The organism is Williamwhitmania taraxaci (assembly GCF_900096565.1).
In the GTDB taxonomy this organism is placed as follows: domain Bacteria; phylum Bacteroidota; class Bacteroidia; order Bacteroidales; family Williamwhitmaniaceae; genus Williamwhitmania; species Williamwhitmania taraxaci.
On record NZ_FMYP01000018.1, the window covers coordinates 12,729 to 32,174 of the forward strand.

At 44.1% G+C, this 19,446-nt stretch carries 13 protein-coding genes; 11 read left to right on the forward strand and 2 right to left on the reverse strand.

Going from position 1 to position 19,446, the window contains the following annotated elements; translation table 11 throughout:
* The first annotated feature begins 18 nt into the window (after positions 1–18).
* The 6 genes from BLS65_RS06510 to folD all read left to right on the forward strand — a co-directional run bounded on the left by BLS65_RS06510 (position 19) and on the right by folD (position 10,049).
* Positions 19–1,812: a DNA polymerase III subunit gamma/tau gene (locus BLS65_RS06510; protein ID WP_092437150.1), complete on the forward strand. Its 1,794-nt coding sequence runs from the start codon at positions 19–21 to the stop codon at positions 1,810–1,812.
* Positions 1,813–1,849: 37 nt separating this feature from the next.
* Positions 1,850–2,365, forward strand: a complete 516-nt coding sequence (locus BLS65_RS06515; protein WP_092437153.1) for a ferritin — start codon at positions 1,850–1,852, stop codon at positions 2,363–2,365.
* Positions 2,366–2,518: 153 nt separating this feature from the next.
* A complete protein-coding gene (gene secA / locus BLS65_RS06520) occupies positions 2,519–5,803 on the forward strand; it encodes a preprotein translocase subunit SecA (RefSeq protein WP_092437156.1) in 3,285 nt (1,094 codons plus the stop codon).
* Between the two features lie 161 nt (positions 5,804–5,964).
* Positions 5,965–7,752, forward strand: coding sequence for an arginine--tRNA ligase (gene argS, locus BLS65_RS06525; RefSeq protein ID WP_092437158.1), 1,788 nt, complete (start codon positions 5,965–5,967; stop codon positions 7,750–7,752).
* A 65-nt stretch (positions 7,753–7,817) separates the two neighbouring features.
* Positions 7,818–9,149 (forward strand): signal recognition particle protein, encoded by a 1,332-nt coding sequence (gene ffh / locus BLS65_RS06530; protein ID WP_092437160.1) that lies wholly within the window; start codon positions 7,818–7,820, stop codon positions 9,147–9,149.
* An 18-nt stretch (positions 9,150–9,167) separates the two neighbouring features.
* Entirely contained in the window at positions 9,168–10,049 is an 882-nt protein-coding gene (gene folD, locus BLS65_RS06535) for a bifunctional methylenetetrahydrofolate dehydrogenase/methenyltetrahydrofolate cyclohydrolase FolD (protein ID WP_092437162.1), read from the forward strand.
* A gap of 95 nt (positions 10,050–10,144) precedes the next feature.
* Here the strand turns inward: folD and BLS65_RS06540 are convergent, their stop codons facing one another.
* Positions 10,145–10,885, reverse strand: a complete 741-nt coding sequence (locus tag BLS65_RS06540; protein WP_092437164.1) for a toxin-antitoxin system YwqK family antitoxin — start codon at positions 10,883–10,885, stop codon at positions 10,145–10,147.
* Between the two features lie 102 nt (positions 10,886–10,987).
* Positions 10,988–11,206 carry a hypothetical protein gene (locus tag BLS65_RS17950; RefSeq protein WP_125869792.1) on the reverse strand — a complete coding sequence of 73 codons (219 nt, stop codon included), beginning with the start codon at positions 11,204–11,206 and terminating at the stop codon, positions 10,988–10,990.
* 513 nt (positions 11,207–11,719) lie between these two features.
* Here BLS65_RS17950 and BLS65_RS06550 point away from each other — a divergent pair.
* The 5 genes from BLS65_RS06550 (at position 11,720) to cas2 (ending at position 19,276) form a co-directional block, all read left to right on the forward strand.
* Positions 11,720–12,106 (forward strand): HU family DNA-binding protein, encoded by a 387-nt coding sequence (locus BLS65_RS06550; RefSeq protein WP_212590507.1) that lies wholly within the window; start codon positions 11,720–11,722, stop codon positions 12,104–12,106.
* Between the two features lie 585 nt (positions 12,107–12,691).
* Positions 12,692–17,227 (forward strand): type II CRISPR RNA-guided endonuclease Cas9, encoded by a 4,536-nt coding sequence (gene cas9 / locus BLS65_RS06555; protein WP_092437168.1) that lies wholly within the window; start codon positions 12,692–12,694, stop codon positions 17,225–17,227.
* Between the two features lie 99 nt (positions 17,228–17,326).
* Positions 17,327–17,950, forward strand: a complete 624-nt coding sequence (locus BLS65_RS06560; RefSeq protein WP_092437171.1) for a transposase — start codon at positions 17,327–17,329, stop codon at positions 17,948–17,950.
* Positions 17,951–18,030: 80 nt separating this feature from the next.
* The gene (cas1, locus tag BLS65_RS06565) at positions 18,031–18,942 is read left to right on the forward strand and encodes a type II CRISPR-associated endonuclease Cas1 (protein ID WP_092437173.1); all 912 of its coding nucleotides are present in this window, start codon (positions 18,031–18,033) and stop codon (positions 18,940–18,942) included.
* Positions 18,899–19,276: a CRISPR-associated endonuclease Cas2 gene (gene cas2 / locus BLS65_RS06570; protein WP_212590508.1), complete on the forward strand. Its 378-nt coding sequence runs from the start codon at positions 18,899–18,901 to the stop codon at positions 19,274–19,276. Before cas1 ends, cas2 begins: the two co-directional genes overlap by 44 nt.
* Positions 19,277–19,446: the final 170 nt, after the last annotated feature.

Genomic DNA, 19,446 nt, shown 5'->3' on the forward strand with positions numbered 1-19,446 from the left:
TGCAATTAATACTTTCAAATGGATCACTTTATTGTTTCGGCACGAAAATACCGGCCTTCCACCTTCATCTCGGTTATTGGACAAACATCCATAACCACCACTCTTAAGAATGCCATCTTACGTAAGCATCTTGCGCAGGCATATCTTTTTTGTGGTTCTCGTGGCGTTGGAAAGACTACCTGTGCACGGATTTTTGCAAAGACAATTAATTGCTTAAACCTTACTGCTGATACGGAGCCATGTAATACTTGTGAATCGTGTAAGTCATTCAACGAAAACCGTTCACTAAATATCCATGAACTCGACGCTGCCTCTAATAACTCAGTGGAGGATATTCGCACCCTCATTGAGAAGGTTCGTATTCCTCCACAAATTGGTCGCTATAGCGTATATATTATCGATGAGGTTCACATGCTTTCAAATGCTGCTTTCAACGCATTTCTTAAGACATTGGAAGAACCACCGGCCCACGCTATTTTCATCCTAGCAACTACAGAAAAGCATAAAATAATTCCAACCATTCTTTCCCGATGCCAAATATTCGACTTCAATCGAATACGGGTAGAGGATATGGTTCAGTTCTTAACCTATATTGCCAAGGAGGAGAATGTTTCAACTGAGGCCGATGCTCTCAATGTTATTGCGCAAAAGGCCGATGGTGCCATGCGCGATGCTCTTTCGATTTTCGATCAGGTGGTTTCCTTTTCGGGGGATGCCATTACCTATCAAAAAGTCATAGAGAACTTAAATGTCCTCGATTACGAATATTTCTTTCGGCTTACCGACTTCTTTTTGCAAGGGAAGTATGCCGATGCCATGCTCCTCTACGATGAGATCTTATCGAAGGGTTTCGATGCCCATAACTTTATTAAAGGGTTGAGTGGACATTTTCGCGACTTGCTTATGTGCCGCGATGTTCGAACTATAACTTTGCTGGAGGTAGGTGCTTCTATAGCTACACGGTATCAGACTCAATCGGCAAACTGTGCTCCAGAATTTTTGTTCGAAGCACTCTCCATTTCGAGCAAATGCGATGCGGGGTATAAATCCAGTAGTAGCCCTCGATTACATGTTGAACTTGCATTAATTGAGCTGTGTAATATACTGGCTGAAAAAAAAAAATCTAGTTTAGCCGTTTCAGTTACAACTGCTGAGGAAAAAAAAACTAGTTACGGTGATAATCCATTACCAGCCGCCTCTTTAGATCAAACAAAGCCTGCCGACTTGACACCCGACGTGCCGTTGGCTGAAATTCCTACACCGACTCCTGCCAAAAGGGCGCCTCTAAGCGGTTTGATTGGAGGTGGAGTTCCCAACACTTCAAGTTTTTCGATTAAGGGTGCATTAACTTCTAAGCCCGATGAAGTAGCCAGTGTGCCGGACGAAAAGGGTGAGGATGTTATAGATAATGATGATGAACAAGATACTGAATTAGTGGATTATGTTGAGAAGCCTGTTAAGAATGAGGATTTTCAACGGGTCTGGAAAAGTTATGCAGAGCGCATCAAGCAAAATAAGTTTCGACTCTACAATGCTATGTTAACTTTTGAACCTACCTTAGTCGACGGCTATAAGGTGGAGTTTTTTGTTTCGAACAATCTTCAAAAAGAGGAAGTTGATAGTGTTTTTCACGAGTTACAATACTATCTTCGGAAGCACTTAAGCAATAGTACACTTGAGTTGGTGGTCGAATTGGCTACGTCCGATCAAAAAACGCTCATTTATACTGCCGAAGATAAATACAAGTTTTTAAGTCAGAAAAATCAAGTCTTAGTAATGCTTCGGCAACAAATGAACCTTGATTTCGAATAAATTGTTAATGAATTAGGTTTAACTTAAAACATATTTTATGCTAACGAAAAAAATGGAAAGTGCTTTTAACGAGCAAGTAAATGCTGAGTTTTGGTCTGCATATCTTTACCTATCAATGTCTGCACACTTTTCAAGTGCAGGATTTCCTGGTGTTGCAAACTGGATGCGTATTCAGGCTAAGGAGGAATCTACCCATGCTGCCAAGTTCTTCGACTATATTCTGGAGAGAGATGGTGCTGCAATACTAAAACCTATTGCTGCAGTTGAAAACAAATGGGAGAGCCCAATGAGTGCATTTGAAGAAGTGCTAAAACATGAGCAAAAGGTTACGTCGCTAATAAACAATCTTATGCACGTGGCGGTTGAAGAGAAGGATTTTGCATCTCAAAGTTTGCTTAAGTGGTTTATTGACGAACAAGTAGAAGAAGAAGCCAACGTGAAAGCAATTCTTGATTCACTACGAATGGTTCAGGGCAACGGTAACGGAATGTATATGATCGATCGCGAACTAGCAACCCGTGTATTTGTCGATTCGACTGTAGCTGCTAAATAAAAAGGAACGGTATTTGTAAAGATAATGCCGGCAAGGTTGAGCTTTTCATTCGAATTGCTCACCTGCCGGTTTTTTTATCCATGGTAAGGAGCAGCAAAGTTTTTTTGATAGGAATATTCAGCTATTTTTGTTGTTGGTTTTAAAAAGTATGAAATGAGCGTTCTGGACACATTATTAAAGAGCTTTTTCGGCAGTAAATCCGATAGAGATATTAAAGAAGTTACTCCCACCTTGGAGAAGATCAAGGAAGTTTATAGCACCTTACAGGGGCTAAGCAACGATGAACTTCGAGCACGTAGTGTTGCCTTAAAGCAAACTATCCAGGAACGTGTCAGCCCAATTGAGTCTGAAATTTCGGAGCTAAAGCTTAAAATGGAGGACGACACCATTGCTTACCATGAAAAGGAAACTATATACAATCAGGTTGAAAAACTGACGAAAGATTTAGATGCCTCCATTGAAGTGGTACTCCTAGAAATTCTTCCTGAGGCATTTGCCGTGATGAAGGAGACTGCTCGCAGATTTAAGGAGAACTCCGAGATTGTGGTTACCGCCAATGATTTCGACCGAGATCTTGCTGCCACTAAAGATTTTGTGACGATTAGCGATGGCAATGCAGTTTATAGCAACACCTGGATGGCCGGAGGAAACTCGGTTACTTGGGATATGGTGCACTACGACGTTCAGCTCATCGGGGGTGCCGTTCTTCATCAAGGGAAAATTGCCGAGATGGCTACTGGTGAAGGAAAAACTCTTGTGGCTACCTTACCTGTATTCTTGAATGCCCTTGTTGGAAAAGGGGTTCATATTGTTACCGTGAACGATTACCTTGCTCGACGCGACTCCGAGTGGATGGGACCTCTTTATATGTTCCATGGATTATCCGTTGATTGTATCGATAAGCATCAGCCAAACTCCGAAGCAAGACGCAAAGCATACAACTGTGATATCGCATTTGGAACCAACAATGAGTTTGGTTTCGATTATCTTCGCGATAACATGTCTCTCAGTCCCGAAGACCTAGTGCAGCGCAAGCACCACTATGCCATTGTCGATGAGGTCGATTCAGTTCTTATTGATGATGCTCGTACACCTCTTATTATATCGGGTCCTATTCCAAAGGGTGAAGATCAACTCTTCGAAGAGTTTAAGCCACCGGTAGAACGCATATACAATACCCAAAAAAACTTGGTTACTCAGCTTCTTGCTGATGCCCGTAGGCTCATAACCGAAGGTAAAACAGAGGAGGGTGGGCTCGTGCTTCTTCGTGCTCATAAGGGATTACCCAAGTATAAGCCTTTGATTAAGTTCTTATCGGAGCAAGGTAATAAGGCTTTATTGCTGAAAACGGAGAACTTCTACATGCAGGATAACAACAAAAACATGCATGTGGCAACCGATCCGCTCTATTTTATTATTGATGAGAAACAAAACTCCATCGAGTTAACCGATAATGGTATTGACCTCATTACTTCTTTTGTTACCGATTCGAAGTTCTTTATCCTACCCGATATTGGAACTGAGATATCCGAAATTGAGAAGAACATCCTTGATCCACAGCAAAAGTTGCAGGAGAAAGATGCCCTTTTGGCCGATTATGCCATTAAGTCGGAACGTGTGCACACCGTGAATCAGCTGCTTAAGGCCTACTCGTTATTCGAGCGCGACGTTGAGTATGTTGTAATGGATAATAAAGTTAAAATTGTTGATGAGCAAACTGGCCGTATTCTAGATGGACGTCGCTATTCCGATGGGTTACACCAAGCAATTGAGGCTAAAGAAAAGGTAAAGGTCGAAGCTGCAACCCAAACATTTGCAACCGTTACACTTCAGAACTACTTCCGTATGTATCACAAGTTGGCGGGTATGACTGGTACTGCCGAAACGGAAGCGGGTGAGTTCTGGGAGATTTACAAGTTGGATGTGGTGGTAATTCCTACCAACATGCCAGCTACTAGAAAAGATAAGAACGACTTGGTATTCAAAACCAAACGTGAAAAATATAATGCCGTTATCGACGAAATAGTTCGATTAACCGATATGGAGCGTCCTATCCTTGTGGGTACCACCTCTGTGGAAGTGAGCGAACTGCTTAGCCGAATGCTAAAACTGCGTGGGGTTAAGCACAATGTGTTGAATGCGAAACTTCACCAACGGGAGGCCGATATTGTGGCCGAAGCTGGTCGTCAGCGCACGGTTACCATTGCTACCAATATGGCTGGTCGTGGAACGGACATCAAGCTAACGCCAGAGGTTAAGTCCGCGGGTGGTTTGGCCATTATTGGTACCGAGCGTCATGAGTCGCGCCGTGTCGATAGGCAGCTGCGTGGTCGTGCCGGTCGTCAAGGTGATCCAGGTTCTTCCCAGTTCTTTGTCTCCCTAGAGGACGATTTGATGAGGTTGTTTGGATCCGATCGTATTGCTCGAATGATGGACAAGATGGGCCATAAGGAGGGCGATGCAATTGAACACTCCCTTATTTCCCGTTCCATTGAGCGCGCTCAAAAGAAGGTGGAAGAGAATAACTTTGGTATTCGTAAACGACTTCTGGAGTTCGATGATGTAATGAACTCGCAGCGCGAGGTTATCTATACTCGCCGACGTCATGCCTTGTATGGCGAGCGTATTCAGGTTGATATTGCCAATATGTTTGCCGACCTTTCGGATACTATTATTAGTAGTTGCCATGGCAATATGGATTATGAGGAATTCAACCTAGAGTTGATCAGGACTGCTTCGCTAGAGGCTCCGTTTACGGAGAAGGAGTATCTTGAGAAAAAACCAGATGATCTAGCCGATAAGTTGTTTGATGCAATGCAGGAGTCCTACCTTAGAAAAATGGGAACCATTGCACAACAGGCATACCCTGTAATAAAGGATGTTTACGAAAAGCAAGGTGCTTCATACGAAAATATTGTGGTGCCTATTTCCGATGGGAATAAGGTATTCCAGTGTGTGACTAACCTGAAGAAAACATACGAGACCCAAGGACGCGAATTAGTACGTTCGTTCAACAAGTCGGCCATTCTAGTTATGATTGATGATAACTGGAAAGAGCACCTCCGCGAGATGGACGAATTAAAACAGAGTGTTCAGAATGCTACCTACGAGCAGAAGGATCCTTTGTTGATCTATAAGTTTGAATCATACAAACTCTTCCGTGATATGATTGAGCGTATCAACCGAGAAGTTACCTCGATGCTGCTTAAGGCCCACATTCCACTTCGTGATCCAGCTCCGGTAAAGGAGGCTGAGCAGCGTCGTAAGCTGGATATGAGTCGCTACCAAGCGTCACGTACCGACGATGTAAGCACCTCTGGTGAGGGCCCATCACGACCAAACCCTGTGCACGTTGAAAAGAAGGTGGGACGAAATGATCCCTGCCCTTGTGGTAGCGGAAAGAAGTATAAAAGTTGTCACGGAGTTAATGAGAACTAAAAAAAGAGCGCCCCTAACGGGCGCTTTTTTTTGATATACTTCCGGATTTATAAACGAATGGGTTAACTTTGCGCCTTTGGATTTAAACTCCCCTGCGATAATGTTGTGGAGCACAGCATGCGAGGCGTTTGTATAGTTTTTACTGAAATAGGATTATTACAATGAATTTGGAAACATACTTCTTCGAAAAGGTTACTGAGGCGATTAAGGCTCTATATGGTGTTGATGTAAATGAGGGCTTGGTGCAGCTGCAGAAAACTAGAAAGGAGTTTAGTGGAGATATTACACTTGTGGCCTTTCCATTGCTTAAAATATCGAAGAAAGGACCGGAGCAAACTGCCGAAGCCCTTGGCGAATACTTAAGTGCGACTAACCCTGAAGTTAGCAGCTATAATGTTGTTAAAGGTTTTTTAAATATCTCCATGTCGAGTTCCTTTTGGCTGGAGCGTATGCGCGAAATTGCATTGCAGCCGAATTTTGGTCAGGGACCCGATTCCGGTAAAACGGAAATGGTAGAGTATTCTTCCCCCAATACCAACAAACCTCTTCACTTGGGCCACGTGCGAAATAACTTGCTGGGAGCCTCCGTTTCTCGCTTGCTTAAAATGGCAGGACACAAGGTTGTGCAAGTAAATTTGGTAAACGATAGGGGTATTCACATCTGTAAGTCGATGGTTGCATGGAAGCGATTCGGCAACGGAGAGACCCCCATCAGCAGCGGAAAAAAAGGCGACCACTTGGTGGGCGATTACTATGTGGCCTTCGATAAAGCATATAAAGCCGAAATCCAAGGGCTCATCGCTCATGAGATCAGTAAAGAGGATGCCGAGAAAAACGCACCCATTATGGTGGAAGCGCAAGCAATGCTCCGCAATTGGGAGAAGGGCGATAAGGCAACCATTGATCTTTGGACAACCATGAATGGTTGGGTGTATGAAGGATTTGCAAAAACATATACCGATCTTGGCATCAGCTTCGATAAAACCTACTACGAATCACAAACCTACCTGCTGGGTAAAGCAATTGTTATGGAGGGGCTCGAAAAGGGTGTCTTCTACAAGCGCGAGGATGGTTCCATCTGGATTGATCTCACTGCCGATGGGCTAGACGAGAAGTTGCTTCTTAGGGCCGATGGAACCTCCGTTTATATGACTCAGGATATTGGAACTGCCGTTCAGCGGTTCTCCGACGAGAAGCTCGATGATCATATTTATGTGGTTGGTAATGAGCAAAACTATCACTTTCAAGTGCTTAAACTGGTGCTCGAGAAGTTAGGTCATCAGTGGGCTAAGCACCTGTTTCACCTCTCCTATGGGATGGTTGAGCTGCCTGAGGGTAAGATGAAATCGCGCGAGGGAACAGTAGTCGATGCCGACGAGCTGGTGGAGGAGATGATTGCAACCGCTCGGGCCATGTCGCAGGAGCTGGGCAAGCTCGAAGGGCGCAGCGAAGAGGAAGCCGTTCAGGTGTCTCGCTTAGTTGGCTTGGGTGCCCTTAAATACTTTATCCTGAAGGTAGATCCTCGAAAAACGATGACCTTCGATCCTAAGGAATCCATCGATTTTAATGGGAATACTGGCCCATTTATTCAATATACTTACGCCCGTATCAAATCGGTGCTTCGGAAGGCACAAGATCTTGGCTTTAGCGCGACGCTTGCTGAAAAGCCACAGTATCAACTCGCCGATAAAGAGATTTCCCTAGTAAAGTTGGTTGATGAGTTTCCTGCCACCATTCAGGCTGCCGCAGCCGATCTTAGTCCTGCCCTCATTGCTAACTATTGCTTCGAGCTGGCCAAGGAGTTCAACCAATTCTACCACGACTTGACCATACTTAAAGAGGAAAATCAGGAGGTTCGCAGCTTTAGGCTCGTACTCTCTACGCAAGTATCCACGGTTATTGCTTCGGCAATGGCTCTGTTGGGCATTGATGTTCCGGAACGTATGTAGCAAACAGTATGGACTAGAATGGTTTTTTGTTAAATTTGTATCCCAATCTTAAGAGACGATAGCATATGTTTGAGAACTTATCCGAAAAGCTGGAACGGTCGTTTAAGCTATTAAAAGGTGAAGGTAAAATTACTGAGATTAACGTTGCCGAAACGCTAAAAGAGGTCCGCAAGGCACTTCTCGACGCCGACGTTAACTACAAGATAGCCAAAAATTTTACCGATGAGGTGAAGAAGTTGGCCCTCGGGGCAAACGTGCTTAATGCTGTTAAGCCGGGACAAATGATGATTAAAATTGTGCACGATGAGCTGGCCAAGCTCATGGGCGGCACAATGACCGATATCGATCTAAAGGGAACTCCTTCGGTTATCTTAGTGGCTGGTTTGCAAGGTTCCGGTAAGACTACCTTCTCGGGTAAGTTAGCCAACCATTTAAAATCAAAAAAGGGTCGTCAGCCCCTGCTCGTTGCCTGCGACGTTTACCGTCCTGCGGCTGTTGAGCAGCTTAAGGTGCTTGGTGCCAGTATTGGTGTTCCTGTATTCTTCGAAGAGGGAAGTACCGACCCTATTGCCATTGCCAAAGCAGCTGTGGCCCATGCCAAGAGCAAGGGCTACAACGTAGTTATTGTGGATACCGCTGGTCGTTTGGCCGTGGATGAGGCCATGATGAAAGAGGTTACCAAGATTAAGGATGCCATTAAACCACAGGAAATTCTCTTTGTGGTGGACTCTATGACGGGTCAGGATGCCGTGAATACCGCCAAGGAGTTCAACGACAGGCTCGACTTTAGCGGGGTGGTACTCACCAAACTCGATGGTGATACCCGCGGTGGTGCTGCACTTTCCATCCGTTCCATTGTCGACAAGCCTATAAAGTTTGTTAGTGCCGGGGAGAAGATGGAGTCACTTGATGTGTTCCACCCCGAGCGTATGGCCGATCGTATCCTCGGAATGGGCGATATTGTTTCGCTGGTTGAGCGCGCACAGGAGCAGTTCGATACAGAAGAGGCTCGTAAGCTGCACAAGAAGATTGCCAAGAATCAGTTCAACTTCAACGACTTCCTTTCCCAGATCTCCCAAATTAAGAAGATGGGTAACCTGAAGGACTTGGCCGGGATGATTCCGGGCATGAACAAGATGCTCAAGAATGTCGATATTGATGATGATGCCTTCAAGAGCATTGAGGCCATCATTTACTCCATGACCCCAGCCGAGCGCGAAAATCCGGAGTTGCTGAATGGTAGCCGTCGCAAGCGCATTGCTTCAGGGAGTGGAACAACTATACCTGAAGTGAATAAGCTGCTTAAGCAGTTTGAAGAAACACGTAAGATGATGAAGATGATGACCGGTGGCGGAAAGAATATTGCCCGTATGATGGGGAATATGCCACGTCAGTAATCCTTTAAATAACGATACATGGAACTTATCGACGGAAAGAAGATTGCCGATGCGGTGAAGCAAGAGATTGCGCTTGAGGTGGAATCCATTCGGGTTGCCGGAGGGAAAATTCCTCACCTATGCGCTATTTTGGTGGGCCACGATGGCGCAAGCGAGACCTATGTGGGGCACAAGGAGAAATCCTGTGCACAAGTTGGGTTTAAGTCTACCTTGCTTCGATTTGAGGATACCATTTCGGAGGCCGACCTGCTTGCCGAGATCATAAAGGTAAACGATGATGATGATATCGATGGCCTCATCGTTCAAATGCCGCTTCCAAAGCATATCAACGAGCAAAAGATAATAGAAGCCATCAATCCGAAGAAGGATGTGGATGGATTTCATCCCATCAACGTGGGTCGAATGGTGATTGGGCTTCCTGCCTACATCTCGGCTACACCCGATGGCATAATGGAGCTGCTACGCCGCTATAGTATACCCACCGCGGGCAAACGCTGCGTGGTGATTGGCCGCAGCAACATTGTGGGACGCCCTATGGCTAACCTGCTTTCGCATAAGGGAACTCCCGGCGATTGCACCGTTACAATTTGCCATAGCCGCACACAAAACATGAAAGAGGTATGCCTCGAGGCCGATATTATTGTTGCTGCCTTAGGTAAACCTGAGTTTCTTACTGCCGATATGGTTAAGGAGGGTGCAACCGTTATCGATGTGGGTATAACCCGTGTGGCCTCCAATAAGACTAAGAATGGTTGGAAGCTGGTAGGCGATGTAAAGTTCGATGAGGTGGCCCCCAAATGCAGCTTTATTACGCCCGTTCCCGGTGGTGTTGGCCCCATGACCATTGTATCGCTCATGAAGAATACCCTCATGGCTGCTAAACGCGAAATTTACGGATAGGAACCATTCCATAGAATACCAAAAGCTCGGAGCAATCCGAGCTTTTTTGTTGTGAATTCATACTGATGAGCACAACATACCACTGGTTTTGCCTACTACAACGTAACTATGCGTGACACCTTATATTCGTTATCGAACTTGGTTTTATAAAATACCACGATCTCCACTTCGCGCTTGGAGGTTAGCTGGCTTCTGTATATCTCGATGGATCCTTTGCCGTTGATCACCCTTATTTTCTTGTAGGGCTGGGTGTCGGAAACAATTGGATACTTCGCATATAGCCGATAGGTGTTTATTACGGGGTTCATATTAACGGTAATGTCGTATTTCCCTACACTCTTTATCCCATTTGCTACGGCTACTTCCATTTGTGCCAATGGGATAATGGAACCATCCTCGGCATACTCTTTTAAATCTCCAAGCCCCTTGCTCATGGCATAGGTTTGATCCGATTTAAGCTTTCCACTGCGGTAGTACTGGCGGTATTTTCCATTACGTTTGCCCATATGAAAGGATACCTCTTTCGATTTCTCGCCCGTGATGTAGTATTCAGTCTCCACGCCATCCTTTTTACCCATACGAGCAACTACGCTCGATTTTGCTTTTCCGTTGGAGTAGTAGTATACGCACATTCCGTTTGGCATGCTATCCTTAATCTCGATATTGGACAATAGCGCTCCATCGCGCGAGTAAATCTTTTTTACCCCTTTTACTAGTGACCCCTCGATAATCTCTAAACTCCCATCGGGTAGCGTTTGCTTGGATATACCATTATCGCAAGCATTAAAGGAGATGCACAGCAAAGCGCAAGCAAGAATTGCAATTGTGTGTCGCATAGGGAGTGGTTTTGTTTTAGGTTTTATGAAGAACTATTAACCAAATATAGCACATAACATTGGTAATGCATGAGCCTTTTATTAGGTGCGATTATTTCCGGGCTAATCGAAGAGATCTCCATCCAGCGCATCGCCCAGTATTCCCCCAACCATGCTTCCCCCGAGTAATCCGCCTAATAGGGCCGAATCGGTAGCGGCTCCAATGATCGTTGAAACTATAATGGAATCGGGGCTATTCTTCGTCACGCGCTCTTCATTCGGACACTCGTGGTAGTCGATGCTGGAGATAATATATTCGTTGCAATGTTTACAGTAGGGCATAGTGTAAGGATGAAGATAGTAAATAAGTAGAATGAACGTTTCCGGTTCTATATAATCGGTTTTTTCGACCCATGCCTTCAATAATCCCTGTAGAATGAATCTTTCAACAAATGTAGCATAAATCGAACAGAAGAACGAATAACCGTATGTGTAGAAGCAAGAAACAATGGCTACACCACGTTGGGATCGTTTTAGTTGTTTGGCAACGAATAGGCAATAAAACTCTGGTATGCAGTTGCCCAATATTTATAAGCCATATATCCGAAACGAATTCTAAATGGTAGAAGCTGGTGTCTTGACTGCTAGGTTGTTAATACAAATTGCTCTTTCTTCCTATTTGTCGATATTTCGCAGGTTGATGCTCTGTTTGTAGTGAAGATGTATCGTCAACGAATACTATTTAGCTGCTAAGATTTCCTGCTTTGCCTCTTGACAACCGTTCTTTTCTGTTGTATATTTAGGCTATTATTAGTGACGATATTTGCTTTATTAACTATTTAAACTACTATTTAGGTGAGTGGAATAAAGTATAAAGTTACAGAAAAAGGGCAGCCCGGTGTTATCGGCGGTGGAGTAAAGAAGTGTTATGCCCAAGTTGTTTTCGGCGACGAGGTTACCGTAGACGATCTCTCCAAGGAAATTGAAAAGTTTTGTTCCCTAAGCGAGCCCGACGTTCGGGCAGTAATTCTCGCACTGGAAAACGTAATCCAGACTAAGCTCTCCGAAGGCCGTATTGTTCGCCTAGAGAAGTTAGGTTCATTGTATCCTGCCATAAGCAGCCAAGGCGAAGAGAAGGCCGAGGATGTTGATGCAAATTCAATAAAGAGTGTGAGCGTAAACTACCGTCCTGGTGCGCGCATTCTTTCTGCAATGAACGATGCCGGTTTTAAGAAGGTTTAACCCCGCTACGCTTTCAGTAGCAAATTCCAGCCCCTTGCCGCCAAGCAAGGGGCTTTTGTATGTAACTGATTCATAGTGCGCCAAAACCACGCGTCGTTTTACCCCGAGGCACACGTGGTTTGCCTCAAAACCACAGGTGGTTTTGCTTCGAGACACATGTGGTTTGCCTTAAAACCACACGTGGTTTTTTCAAATATTTGAAGTGGTGCGATATTGCTTGGTAGTGAGATGTTTGTGTTTGTGGCTTTTTGAGGAGTAAATGCTATGAAAGAATGATGTTGAATGCAGCATGATTTGCTACAAATTCTCATTTGTGTAATAGAAATGTCAAGATTGTTTTGGCTTTTTAAATAAATATATTAAACTTTGAGATAGCCAATTGCAATAAATGATGGAATAGGGAAGTTGGCTGAAGTTTAAATAAGCGATTTAGAAATTGCGTGTGAAATGGGGATAGATAGTGCATAAAAACAACAAAGGCGACTTGCGCCGCCTTAAATGTTTTCACAACGGAATAATCCTTATTGTGAATTGCTTCAGATTGTAATGCAATATTAAACGATATATATCAAAATACAAAATATTATGAAAAGAATTTTAGGATTGGATTTGGGAACCAACTCTATTGGTTGGGCCTTAGTTAGTCAAGATGAATGTAAAAGTGAAATATTAGGATTAGGAAGCCGTATTATTCCCATGAGCCAAGATATACTCGGTGATTTTGACAAGGGGAATTCTGTGTCTCAAACTGCTGAAAGAACTTTTTTTAGAGGTGTACGTCGCTTACGTGAAAGGCATTTGTTGCGACGCGAAAGGCTGCATCGGGTGTTAAATGTGCTGGGTTTTTTACCGGATCACTACGCTAAGTGCATTGATTTTGAGAAGCGATTTGGACAATTTGTGGAGGAGCAGGAGCCAATGATTGCTTACCGACGTAATGTTGAAACTGCTAAAATGGAATTTGTGTTTCCAGATTCGTTTGCCGAAATGGTTGCCGATTTTAAGGAGCATCAGCCACAGCTACTTACCGATGGACGTTTAATACCCCAGGATTGGACCATATACTACTTGCGCAAAAAGGCGCTGACCTCAGAAATAACCAAGGAGGAGTTGGCTTGGATCCTATTGAACTTTAATCAAAAGCGTGGATACTACCAGCTTCGAGGCGAAGAGCAGGAGGACGATAAGCAGAAGATGGTTGAATATTACTCGCTTAATGTTGTGGATGTTGCTGAAGGCGAGGTTTCAAAAACTAAGGGGGAAAAATGGTATAGTGTTGTGCTCGAAAATGGATGGGTGTATCGCCGAACAAGCAAAGCACAGCTCGATTGGGTTGGAAAAACTAAGGATTTTATTGTTTCTACTGACCTTGATGAAAATGGAGCGATTAAAAAAGATAGGGATGGTAATGAGAAACGTTCATTCCGTGCACCTCTTGAAGGAGATTGGACGCTGGTAAAGAAGAAAACTGAAGCCGATGTGGAGCATAGCCACAAAACGGTGGGAGCCTATATTTACGACACCTTGCTGCTTAATCCTCAGCAGAAAATTAAGGGCAAGCTGGTGCGAACCATAGAGCGCAAGTTTTATAAACAAGAGTTAGAGGCTATTCTTCGAAAGCAACTGGAGTTTCATTCTGAGCTGCAAAGCCGTGATTTATATTCAGCCTGCCTCGAAGAGTTATACGAAAATAACGATGCCCACCGTAACAGCATTGGTGCAAAAGAATTTGTCCATCTTTTCCTAAATGATATTATCTTTTACCAACGACCGTTGAAAAGCAAGAAATCGCTGATAAGCAACTGTCCCTATGAGTTTAGAACCTATGCCGATCAGAAAACTGGAGAGATTATTAACGAACCTATTAAGTGTATTGCCAAGTCGCATCCGCTATTTCAGGAGTTCAGACTTTGGCAATTTCTTCAAAATTTAAAGATATATGCTCGTGAACGTGCCGTAAACGGTAAGATTGAAACAGATGTTAATATTACCCACGAGCTGCTTAAAACAGAGGCGGATTGGATAGCCTTGTTTGAGTGGTTAAACGAACATAAGGAGATTGAACAAAAGACCTTTTTAAAATATCCTGCATTTGGGTTCAAAAAGGATGCCGATAAGTATCGCTGGAATTACGTGGAGGATAAGCAATATCCGTGCAACGAAACGCGAACGCTTATTGCATCTCGTTTGGCTAAAGTATTAAATGTCCCGGATGATTTTCTTTCAAAAGAGAGAGAGGAGGCGTTGTGGCACATCTTATACTCGGTAGACGATAAGCATGATATCGTGAAAGCGCTCGGCACATTTGCCACTAAAAATGGCTTAGGAAACGATTTTGTCGATTGTTTTAAAAAGTTGCCACCATTCAAAAAGGAGTATGGAGCCTATTCGGCTAAAGCAATTAAGAAGCTGCTGGCACTCATGCGCAGAGGTAAATATTGGGATAGTAGTGCAATTTCTAGCGATGTGCTAGCACGGATAGATAAGCTTCAAACAGGAGAGTATGATGCAAAAATAAAAGACAGGGTGCGGGAGAAAGCCATTAACTTAGTGAGGGTTGACGATTTTCAAAATCTTCCACTATGGCTTGCGTGCTATGTTGTGTACAACCGCCATTCTGAATCGGGCGATATTCGCTACTGGAAAACACCTGCCGATATTGAATATTTTCTACGAGAGGAGTTTAAGCAGCATTCGCTTCGCAACCCCATAGTGGAGCAGGTAATTACTGAAACCTTAAGGGTGGTAAAAGATATTTGGGCGCATTACGGTAAGGGTATCGAGAACTACTTCAGCGAAATTCACATTGAGCTGGGGCGCGAAATGAAGAATCCTGCCGATAAGCGCAAGAGTATGACCGAGAAGATCAGTGAAAATGAAAACACTAACCTTCGCATAAAGTCTCTGCTAGCCGAGATGCTCAACGATGGTAGTATTGCCGAAGTTCGACCATACTCACCAAGCCAACAAGAGATTCTGAAGATATATGAAGAGGGTGTGATGAGTGCTGAAACTGACATCCCGGATGATATTCTTAAGATTTCAAAATTGAGCTTACCATCAACCTCTGAACTTATTCGCTATAAGCTATGGCTCGACCAGAAATATTGTTCGCCATATACAGGGCAGATGATTCCGCTGGCAAAACTATTTACTTCGGCCTACGAAATTGAGCACGTAATACCACAATCGCGCTACTTCGACGATTCCCTATCTAACAAGGTAATTTGCGAGGCCGAGGTGAATAAAGATAAGGATAGGGCCACTGCTTACGAGTATATTAAAAATAATTCGGGCAAGAAAGTCGAGTTGAGCTTTGGCAAAGAGGTAACTCTTTTTACTCTTTCGGCCTATGAGGATAACGTAAAGCGCAACTTTGCGAAAAATAGGGGTAAACTAAAAAAACTCCTAATGGAGGATATTCCTGACGATTTTATTGCACGCCAGCTTAACGATAGCCGCTACATAAGCAAGATGGTTAAGGGACTTCTATCGAACATTGTGAGGGAAGAGGGCGAGCAAGAGGCTACCTCAAAGCAGGTGATTTCAAACAACGGGTCGATTACCAGCACGCTAAAGCAGGATTGGGGCTTGGGTGATATCTGGAACGAAATTATTGCACCTCGCTTTGAGCGAATGAACCAGATAACTAACAGTTCCAGCTTTGGAGCCATGCGCAATAACCACTTCCTGCCACAGGTTCCGTTGGAGTTGCAAAAAGGATTTAACAAAAAACGTATCGACCATAGGCATCATGCGCTCGATGCCTTGGTTATAGCCTGCGCTACACGCAACCATATAAACTACATGAACAACTCCAATGCGGCAAAAAGCAAGGAGGCGGTGCGGCATGAACTAAGGGGGGCTCTTTGCTTTAAAAAGAGCAACAGTGATGGTGGCACTGGCTATCAATGGGTATTTAAAAAGCCGTGGGATACTTTTACACAGGATGCCAGAGAGGCTCTTCTTTGCACCGTTGTAAGCTTTAAGCAAAACCTTAGGGTTATAAATAAAACGGTAAACCACTACCAAAAGTGGGAAGTAGATGAGCATGGCCATAAGCAAAAGGTAACGGTAAGGCAAACTAAAGGCGATAGCTGGGCTATTCGCAAACCTATGCACAAGGAAACTGTATCGGGGCTGGTTGCTCTACGATTTAAAAAGGAGATGCAGCTTTCGTCGGCACTCGATACACCCGAAATGATTGTAGATAAATCGCTCAAGGCTAAGGTTAAGGAACTGCTTTCTATTCCTTATGACAAGAAGCATATTGTCAAGTTCTTTAAGGATAACGATAACCAATGGTGCGGACGGAACATATCGAGGGTGGAGGTTTACTACTTCGAGCGCGAAAATGCTGCATCGCGCGTTGCTGTTGATGAGAAGTTTAATTCATCAATGATTAGGTGTATAACAGATACAGGCATTCAACGCATAATGCTAAGCCATTTACAGAAATACAGCCAAGAGGTAAATGGAAAAATTGTGGAACAGCCCGATCTTGCGTTTTCATCGGATGGACTCGAAGCCATGAATAGGAATATTAAAGCACTAAACAATGGAGTAAACCATCAACCAATATACAAGGTGCGAACCTTTGAGCCTATTGGAAATAAGTTTGTTGTGGGCCATTCTGGGAATAAGGGTGCGAAATTTGTGGAGGCGGCTAAAGGAACTAACCTCTACTTTGCCATTTATGTTAACAGCGAGGGTAAGCGCAGCTACCAATCCATTCCTTTAAATGTTGTTGTAGAGCGACAAAAGCAGGGTCTCTATCCGGTCCCCGAAACAAATGCCCTTGGCAATTCATTGCTGTTCTATCTTTCACCCAACGATTTGGTTTACGTGCCAACTACGGAAGAGCAGGAGAATGCAAATGCTGTAAACTTTAATAATCTAACTAAAGAGCAGGTAACTAGAGTTTATAAGGTGGTTAGTTTTACGGGGAATCGACTTTATGCGATACCTTTAAATGTAGCACAATCAATTGTTGATAAAGTTGAGTTTACTCAACTTAATAAAGTCGAATCGGAGCTTATCTACAAGAAATCGATTAAAGAGATTTGTTGCAAATTAAAGGTTGATAGGCTTGGCCGCATTGTAGATGCTATAAAGCATTAGGCCTAAAGTCCGGGTGCGACTAGTATGCGGATGAGTATTAGTCGCGCTCGGACTGTATATTGGCTTTAAGTCACCCCGTCACTAAAATTAAGTAAAGCTATGGAATTTGAAGTAGGGCACCTATACCATATCTACAATCAAGGCAACAATCGCCAGCGGGTATTCTTTACGCGGGAGAACTACCTTTTCTTCCTCGAAAAGATAAGTAAGCACATTACACCCTATGCCGATGTGCTGGCATGGTGCCTTATGCCCAACCACTTCCACCTTATGGTGCATGTAAACCATATTAGCCTTCCGGAAAATGCTAGTCCGAGTGCGACTAGTATGCGGACGAGTATTAGTCGCGCCCGGACTGCTAATGTAACCTTACAGCAATCTATAGGCATTATGCTGGCCTCCTATACGCGTGCTATTAACAAGCAAAATGGTTGGAGTGGTTCTCTTTTTCGACAGGAAACCAAAGCCATTTGCCTTACGCGAAATGATGAATTAACGCGAGCATGGTTTTTTTTTGATGGAGTTACCAGCATTAATAATACACCTCCGGAATTGCAATACCCAAACCTGTGCTACAACTATATTCTGCGTAATCCGGTAAAGGATGGTTTGGTTAAAAGTATTGATGAATGGGAGTTCTCTTCGTATTTAGATGTAGTAGGAGAAAGGCACGGGAGGTTAATAAGCAGGGAACGAATAGCAGAGTTTGGTTTAACAATTTAAAGTCCGGGTGCGACTAGTATGCGGATGAGTATTAGTCGCGCTCGGACTGTGCATTGATCTACTACTAACCATAATGCCATATGATTAAGCGAACCCTTTACTTTGGAAACCCAACCAAGCTAAGCTTGCACAACAAGCAGCTGGTTGCCGAGATTACCGATCCCGATCAGGGCCGAAGAACTGCTAATGCATCGGTTGAAGATGCCGGAGTTGTTATACTTGATTCTCCTCAAATTACCATTACTCAACCATTACTGGAGGCACTTCTTGAGAACAATGTGGCAGTAATAACCTGCAACGCCAAGCATATGCCCCATGGATTGCTTATGCCGCTCGAGAGCAATATTTTGCAGCAAGAGAGGTTCGATACCCAGCTGGAGGCTTCGCAGCCGCTAAAAAAGCAGCTGTGGCAGCAAACCATAGTTGCCAAAATCACCAACCAGAAGTGGTTGCTCGACCAACAAGGCTACGACACTGAGCCTATGAATCACTGGATACGAAGCGTAAAGAGTGGCGACCCCAATAATTTAGAAGGAAGGGCAGCTGCCTTTTACTGGAAAACGCTCTTTTCGGTTACCGATGTGGAGCAGTTTGTTCGGGGGCGATATGATGATGAACCCAATAATTTGCTAAACTACGGTTATGCGGTGCTTCGCGCTGTAGTAGCTCGCAGCCTTGTTACATCGGGTTTACTCCCCACGCTGGGTATACACCACGCCAACCGCTACAACGCTTTTTGCCTTGCCGACGATATTATGGAGCCTTACCGTCCATTCGTGGATAGGGTAGTGCTAGGCATAGTAAAATCGGGAGTCGATTATACGGAGCTAACCAAAGAGCTAAAGGCGCAATTGCTTGTGATACCTACCATTGATGTAATAATAGAGGAGAAGAGCAGCCCGTTAATGGTTGGCATGCAGCGCACCACTGCATCGCTGGCCGCCTGCTATGCGGGAACAAGCCGCCGTATTCTCTACCCTAGCTTTGAGTAGTAGTAACCGATTTTCTGAGTATAGGGTTATGTGGGTATTGGTGCTATTCGATTTGCCAACCGAAACAAAGAAGCAGCGCAGTCATGCGGCACTGTTTCGGAAGGATTTGCTGCAGGATGGATTCTCCATGTTTCAGTTCTCGATATATACCCGCTGCTGTCCTAGCCGCGAGAATGCCGATGTGCATATTCGGCGCGTAAAGCTCTCGTTGCCCAGCGATGGCTACGTTGGGATTCTCTGTATTACCGACAAGCAGTTTGGTAGCATGGATGTTTTCTTTTCGGCAAAGCCTATAGAGGTGCAACCTGGGCCTCAGCAGCTGGAGCTGTTTTAGAATATGCTCACAGTCCGAGTGCGACTACTAGTCGTCCGAGTAATAGTCGCCCCCGGACTACTATTCCTTACATAGAAATAAAAAAAGGAACCTGCTTTTCAGTAAGTTCCTTCTACTTCGACATTTTCTACTTTTCGTTTTTGACGATAACAAACAACCATTCAGCTTTG